The sequence below is a fragment of the Alteromonas sp. HB246098 genome (assembly GCF_054890645.1).
This window is the reverse complement of sequence record NZ_JBTZUG010000014.1, coordinates 26,881-34,539: the sequence shown is the minus strand read 5'-3', so window position 1 is coordinate 34,539 and position 7,659 is coordinate 26,881. Positions and strand designations below refer to the sequence as shown.

Annotated in this window: 4 protein-coding genes; all 4 read right to left on the bottom strand. The window is 46.6% G+C overall.

Annotation, left to right across the window (positions count from 1 at the left end; all coding sequences use genetic code 11):
• Window positions 1-61: 61 nt before the first annotated feature.
• Window positions 62-2,164, bottom strand: a complete 2,103-nt coding sequence (gene fusA / locus ACYTPF_RS19250) for an elongation factor G (protein WP_179984805.1) — start codon at window positions 2,162-2,164, stop codon at window positions 62-64.
• A 27-nt stretch (window positions 2,165-2,191) separates the two neighbouring features.
• The gene (rpsG, locus tag ACYTPF_RS19245) at window positions 2,192-2,662 is read right to left on the bottom strand and encodes a 30S ribosomal protein S7 (RefSeq protein WP_014980519.1); all 471 of its coding nucleotides are present in this window, start codon (window positions 2,660-2,662) and stop codon (window positions 2,192-2,194) included.
• A 75-nt stretch (window positions 2,663-2,737) separates the two neighbouring features.
• Window positions 2,738-3,112, bottom strand: a complete 375-nt coding sequence (gene rpsL / locus ACYTPF_RS19240) for a 30S ribosomal protein S12 (RefSeq protein WP_025257518.1) — start codon at window positions 3,110-3,112, stop codon at window positions 2,738-2,740.
• A gap of 309 nt (window positions 3,113-3,421) precedes the next feature.
• The gene (gene rpoC / locus ACYTPF_RS19235; RefSeq protein WP_179984806.1) at window positions 3,422-7,594 is read right to left on the bottom strand and encodes a DNA-directed RNA polymerase subunit beta'; all 4,173 of its coding nucleotides are present in this window, start codon (window positions 7,592-7,594) and stop codon (window positions 3,422-3,424) included.
• Window positions 7,595-7,659: the final 65 nt, after the last annotated feature.

Below are 7,659 nucleotides of genomic sequence, written 5' to 3'. Positions count from 1 at the left end.
TTCTCGTTTCCTAAGTTAAAAGTCCGACCCACCAATAGACCGGACCGAACCTTCATTTAGATTAAATTCTAGATTCAATAATAGCCTGCGCCACATTGTTAGGCGCCTCAGAATAATTGAAGAACTCCATTGAGTATGAAGCACGACCTTGTGTTTGTGAACGCAAATCAGTTGCGTAGCCAAACATTTCTGAAAGCGGCACTTTTGCACGTATTATTTTAACACCTGCTACGCCATCTTCCATACCTTCGATCATGCCGCGGCGACGATTAATGTCACCGACTACATCACCCATCCAGTCTTCTGGAGTAGTCACTTCAACTTTCATTGTGGGTTCAAGCAACACCGGATTTGCTTCTGCGGCGCCTTTTTTGAAACCCATAGAGCCGGCGATCTTAAACGCCATTTCAGAAGAGTCAACATCGTGGTAAGAACCATCAAACAAAGTTACCTTTACATCTAATACTGGGAACCCTGCAAGAACACCACTTCGCATCTGCTCCTGAATTCCTTTATCGACCGCTGGAATGAACTCTTTTGGTACAACACCACCGACGATTTCGTTCACAAATTCGTAGCCTGAACCTTCTTCCTGAGGCTCAATGCGCAGCCATACATGACCAAATTGGCCTCGGCCGCCTGACTGACGAACGAACTTCCCTTCCACTTCAACAGATTTACGAAGGGTTTCGCGATAAGCAACCTGTGGGTTACCTACGTTACATTCAACTTTAAATTCGCGCTTCATGCGGTCGACAATGATATCAAGGTGAAGTTCACCCATACCTGAGATAATTGTCTGACCCGTCTCGTCATCAGTTTTAACTTTAAACGATGGATCTTCTGCCGCAAGTTTGCCTAAGGCAATACCCATTTTTTCTTGGTCAGCCTGAGATTTAGGCTCTACTGCTATTGAAATAACAGGGTCTGGGAACTCCATACGCTCTAACGTGATAACGTGATTCGGATCGCAAAGCGTATCACCAGTGGTAACATCTTTAAGGCCGATAGCGGCGGCAATGTCACCTGCGCGTACTTCTTTAAGCTCTTCGCGGTCTTTTGCGTGCATTTGCACGATACGCCCGAAGCGCTCACGTTTACCTTTTACTGGGTTATATACAGTATCGCCCGTATTAACTACACCTGAGTAACAGCGGAAAAAGGTCAACGTGCCCACAAATGGGTCAGTTGCTATTTTAAATGCTAGTGCTGAGAAAGGCTCATCGTCGCTTGAATGACGCTCTGCTTCAGTCTCGTCTTTATCGTCAAGCACACCTGTAATGGCTTTAACTTCAGTTGGAGACGGTAAATAGTGAATTACAGAGTCTAGTACTGCCTGAACACCTTTGTTTTTGAAGGCACTGCCACAAGTGGCAAGAACAATTTCGTTGTTCAGTGTACGCGTACGAAGGCCTAAACGGATTTCTTCTTCAGTCAGCTCTTCGCCTTCTAAATACTTATCCATCAGCTCATCAGACGCTTCTGCAGCCGCTTCGATCATCTCGGTACGGTACTGCTCAGCGGTATCAAGATATTCAGCCGGAATGTCTTCATAGGTAAATGTCATACCCATGTCGTCTTCATTCCAGTTGATGGCTTTCATCTTCACAAGGTCGATGACGCCATGAAAATTCTCTTCAGCGCCCATGTTGATTTGAATCGGAACACAGTTTGCGCCTAAACGCTTGCGGATTTGCCCCACAACGCGCTCAAAATCAGCGCCAGCCCGGTCCATTTTATTAACGAACACTAGGCGTGGCACTTCATATTTGTCAGCCTGTCGCCAGACTGTCTCTGATTGAGGTTCTACCCCAGAAGACCCACAGAAAACAACTACTGCACCGTCTAGTACACGCAATGATCGCTCTACTTCGATAGTAAAGTCTACGTGTCCAGGGGTGTCGATGATGTTAATTCTGTGCTGATCGAACTGTTGCTCCATACCAGACCAGAAACAAGTCGTTGCAGCAGACGTGATAGTAATACCACGCTCCTGCTCTTGCTCCATCCAGTCCATGGTAGCAGCACCATCGTGCACTTCACCGATTTTGTGAGACAGCCCTGTATAAAACAGGACTCGCTCTGTGGTCGTGGTTTTACCCGCGTCCACGTGAGCCACAATACCAATATTGCGATAACGCTCAATCGAGGTCTTACGAGGCATAAATCTCTCTCAGTTAAATAACGTTGATTACCAACGGTAGTGAGCAAACGCTTTGTTTGCTTCGGCCATACGGTGAACGTCTTCACGTTTCTTAACCGCTGAACCTTTATTATCTGCTGCGTCTAGCATTTCAGCCGCTAGGCGTTGTGCCATAGACTTTTCGCCACGTTTACGTGCAGCTTCTACCATCCAACGCATACCTAGCGCGTTACGACGAACTGGACGTACTTCAACTGGAACCTGATAAGTTGAACCACCAACACGACGAGACTTAACCTCTACTGTTGGGCGGATGTTATCAAGCGCTTCCTCGAAGATATCTAGGTGTGCTTTGCCGGTTTTTTCAGCAACAATATCAAGCGCACCGTAAACGATTCTTTCAGCGACTGACTTTTTGCCGTCGAGCATTACGACATTCATGAATTTCGCAAGCAGTTGTGAACCAAATTTTGGCTCTGGTAGGATTTTACGTTGACCTACGACTCTTCTTCTTGGCATTTTCTATTCTCCGTATGAATTCAGGGAAAACCCAAAACTCTTAAACTTCAGTTTGGCCTTACTAACGGAGAACCGTTAAGACTTAGGCTTCTTCGCGCCGTACTTAGAACGGGCTTGTCTACGATCGTTTACACCTGCGCAGTCAAGAGTACCGCGAACTGTATGATAACGAACACCTGGTAGATCTTTAACACGACCACCACGGATAAGTACTACACTGTGCTCTTGTAGGTTGTGACCTTCACCACCGATGTATGAAGAAACTTCAAAACCGTTAGTTAGACGTACACGACATACTTTACGTAGTGCAGAGTTTGGTTTCTTAGGCGTAGTAGTATATACACGAGTACATACACCACGTCTTTGTGGACAAGCTTGTAGAGCAGCTACGTTGCTTTTTTCAACGGGCTTTCTACGCGGCTTGCGCACTAACTGGTTAACTGTTGCCATTAACTAGCTCCTGATTAAAAACTACGAAAACCCAATCACTGCGACTGGGTCCATATTAATGCGATTAATCTATTAATCGCGCTTGTTTGTGAACATTGTGCTCGTCAATATTCACTGAGCGCTGATACGAAAAACCGCGACCGTTTATCGAGCCATTTGATGGCTATCCAAAATCGGGTCGCGGAATATTAAAGATCATCGCTCTGACTGTCAAGGTGTACAAAGCTTAAGCAGATAATTTATCTGCAATCTGTACAACTTGACTGCCAAATTGTTAGGAGTACGTTAACGTACTCCTATGATCTTGCCTTATTCGGCAGTATCTTCGTCTGCACCTGCATTAAGCGCTTCGGTTAGTGCCTGTTCTGCTTCAGCAGCAGAAACTGACATTTCTTCGATTTGCTCTTTGCGACGTTGTGCACGGCGTTCGTGGTAAGCGAAACCGGTACCCGCTGGAATTAGACGACCAACGATTACGTTTTCTTTCAGACCGCGTAGGTCATCTTCTTTACCTTGAACCGCAGCTTCAGTTAGAACACGTGTTGTTTCTTGGAACGATGCCGCTGAGATAAATGACTCAGTAGACAGTGACGCTTTAGTGATACCAAGCAGCTGTGTTTCGTACTGCGCAGGGATCTTACCGTGTTTTTCAATTTCACGGTTCGCCACTTTAACGTTCGATACTTCAACCTGTTCGCCTTCAAGGAACTGCGTATCGCCTGGGTGAGTGATAATGCACTTACGTAGCATCTGACGGATAACTACTTCGATGTGCTTATCGTTAATCTTAACACCCTGTAGACGGTATACTTCCTGAACTTCGTTCACGATGTAGTTTGCTACTGCTGAGATACCACGTAGACGTAGGATATCGTGTGGAGACTCTGGACCATCGGCGATAACTTCGCCTTTTTCCACTTTCTCACCTTCGAACACGTTAAGCTGACGCCACTTAGGAATCATCTCTTCGTATGCATCACCTTCAGCAGGCGTGATTACAAGACGCTTCTTACCTTTGGTCTCTTTACCGAAGCCGATAGTACCTGAGATTTCTGCAAGGATTGCAGGCTCTTTAGGCTTACGCGCTTCAAATAGGTCCGCAACGCGCGGTAGACCACCGGTGATATCACGAGTCTTCGAGCTTTCTTGAGGAATACGTGCTAGCACGTCACCTTCGTTAGCCACTTTACCTTCCGACGCTTCAATCGTGGTAAAGCTTGGAAGACGAATTTCCTGAAGACCGAACTCGTCGCTCTCAAGGATAAGCTTAGGCTCTTTCGCATTAACTTTCGCAAGGTCTTTAACAACGATACGTGTTAGACCAGTAAGCTCGTCTTGCTGCATTTCGGTGTTAGAGTCATCAATGTCTGCGAAGCTAATCTTAGCTGCACGTTCAGTGATGATTGGGTGACTATGCGGATCCCAGTTAGCAACAACGTCGCCAGCTGCAATTGATGCACCATCATCCACGCTAAGTACAGCACCGTAAGGTACTTTATAGCGCTCTTTCTCACGGCCTTGCTCGTCGATAACAGTAAGCTCTGTTGAACGAGAAACAATAACCACTTTACCTTCAGAGTTACGTACGAATTTCGCGTTGTGTAGCTTAAGGCTACCCGCTGTTTTAACTTGTACGCTGTTCTCAGCAGATGCTCTTGATGCCGCACCACCGATGTGGAACGTACGCATGGTAAGCTGTGTACCTGGTTCACCGATTGACTGTGCTGCAATAACACCAACCGATTCACCGCTACCCACCATGTGACCACGTGCAAGGTCACGACCGTAACACTTAGCACAAACACCGAAGTCGTTGTCACAAGTGATTACCGAGCGAACCATTATTTGGTCAACTGAGTTGGCTTCAAGCATGTCTACTAACGCTTCGTCTAGCAGAACATTACGCTCAACTAGTACTTCGTCAGTACCTGGCTTAAGTACGTCTTCTGCTACCACACGACCTAGTACACGCTCGCGTAGCGGCTCAACAACGTCGCCACCTTCGATTAGTGGTGTCATTTGAACACCTTCGAATGTGCCACAGTCGTCGTTAGTGATTACCAAGTCTTGTGCAACGTCTACTAGACGACGTGTTAGGTAACCCGAGTTAGCTGTCTTAAGTGCGGTATCCGCTAGACCTTTACGAGCACCGTGAGTTGAGATGAAGTACTGTAGTACGTTCAGACCTTCACGGAAGTTCGCCGTAATTGGGGTTTCGATGATTGAGCCATCTGGCTTAGCCATCAGACCACGCATACCTGCAAGCTGACGAATCTGAGCGGCACTACCACGAGCACCCGAGTCGGCCATCATGTAAACTGAGTTAAATGATGATTGCTCTTCTTCTTCGCCATCGCGGTTAATTACGATGTCAGTCTTAAGGTTATCCATCATGGCCTTAGCAACTTTTTCGTTGGCATTTGACCAGATATCGATAACTTTGTTGTAACGCTCACCCGCGGTAACAAGACCGTTTTGGAACTGTTCCTGAATTTCGATAACTTCTGCTTCCGCCGCGTCGATAATTTCTTTCTTAGCAGCAGGGATAACCATATCGTCGATACCAACAGACGCACCCGCGATCATCGCGTAGTGGAAACCGGTATACATGATTTGGTCAGCAGCAATTACTGTGTCTTTCAGACCTAGCGTACGGTAACAAGCATTCAATAGTTTTGAAATTTGCTTCTTGCCCATCGCTTGGTTGATGATTTCAAATGGCAGCCCCTTTGGAAGGATCAATGAGAAAATCGCACGACCAACAGTAGTGTCAGTTAGGGTTACTTTCTCAGTTTTGTTGCCATCTTCATCGATGTCATATTCAGTAATACGTACTTTAACGCGAGAGTGAAGCTCAGCATTACCTGTACGGTACGCTTTTTCTGCTTCATTCGGGCTGGTGAATACCATGCCTTCGCCTAAGCCGTTTACTTTGTCACGCGTTAGGTAATAAAGACCTAATACAACGTCCTGTGAAGGTACGATGATTGGTTCACCGTTCGCTGGTGACAGGATGTTGTTCGTTGACATCATAAGTGCACGTGCTTCTAGCTGTGCTTCGATTGTCAACGGTACGTGTACCGCCATTTGGTCACCATCGAAGTCGGCGTTGTACGCCGCACACACTAGCGGGTGAAGCTGAATCGCTTTACCTTCGATTAGTGTAGGTTCGAATGCTTGGATACCCAAACGGTGAAGTGTAGGTGCACGGTTAAGTAGTACCGGGTGTTCGCGGATAACGTCGTCTAGTACGTCCCAAACCTCTGGTGCTTCGCGCTCTACAAGCTTCTTAGCAGCTTTGATTGTTGTCGCAAGACCACGACCTTCAAGCTTACCGTAGATAAACGGTTTGAATAGCTCAAGTGCCATCTTCTTAGGAAGACCACACTGGTGAAGACGTAGCGTTGGACCAACGGTAATTACAGAACGGCCAGAGTAGTCAACACGTTTACCAAGAAGGTTTTGACGGAAACGACCTTGCTTACCTTTGATCATGTCTGCAAGCGACTTAAGTGGACGCTTGTTAGAACCGGTAATCGCACGACCACGACGTCCGTTATCTAGAAGCGCATCTACAGACTCTTGAAGCATACGCTTTTCGTTGCGTACGATAATGTCTGGAGCAGCTAGGTCTAGAAGACGCTTAAGACGGTTGTTACGGTTGATTACACGACGGTATAGGTCGTTAAGGTCAGACGTTGCAAAACGGCCGCCATCTAGTGGTACTAGAGGACGTAAATCTGGCGGAAGTACCGGAAGAACCGTCATGATCATCCACTCTGGCTTGTTGCCAGATTGTTGGAATGACTCAAGCAATTTTAGACGCTTAGTAATCTTCTTACGCTTGGTTTCAGAATTGATTGAAGGCAGCTCTTCACGCATAGCCGCAACATCTGCGTCTACGTCAAGTACTGTTAGAAGATCGAATACTGCCTCAGCACCCATCTTCGCTTCAAACTCGTCACCGTGCTCTTCAAGTGCATCCAAGTACTCTTCTTCGTTTAGAAGTTGGCTGCGCTCAAGCGTTGTCATACCTGGCTCTGTAACCACGTATGATTCAAAGTAAAGTACACGTTCAATATCACGAAGTGTCATATCAAGCATAAGGCCGATACGAGACGGAAGTGATTTAAGGAACCAGATGTGTGCAACCGGGCTAGCTAGCTCGATGTGACCCATACGCTCACGACGTACTTTAGTCAGTGTAACTTCAACGCCACACTTCTCACAGATAACACCGCGGTGCTTAAGGCGCTTGTACTTACCGCAAAGACACTCGTAGTCTTTAACCGGACCAAAGATACGCGCACAGAACAGACCGTCACGCTCAGGCTTGAACGTACGGTAGTTAATTGTTTCAGGCTTTTTAACTTCACCGAATGACCATGAACGAATCATGTCAGGTGAAGACAGACCGATTCGAATATTATCGAATTCTTCAGTCTTGTTTTGTTGCTTTAGAAACTTTAATAAGTCTTTCACATTACTCTCCCAGCGGAGTCAGTCTCTAGAACCCGGCGCAAGCGCCGGGCCATCTCATAACATTA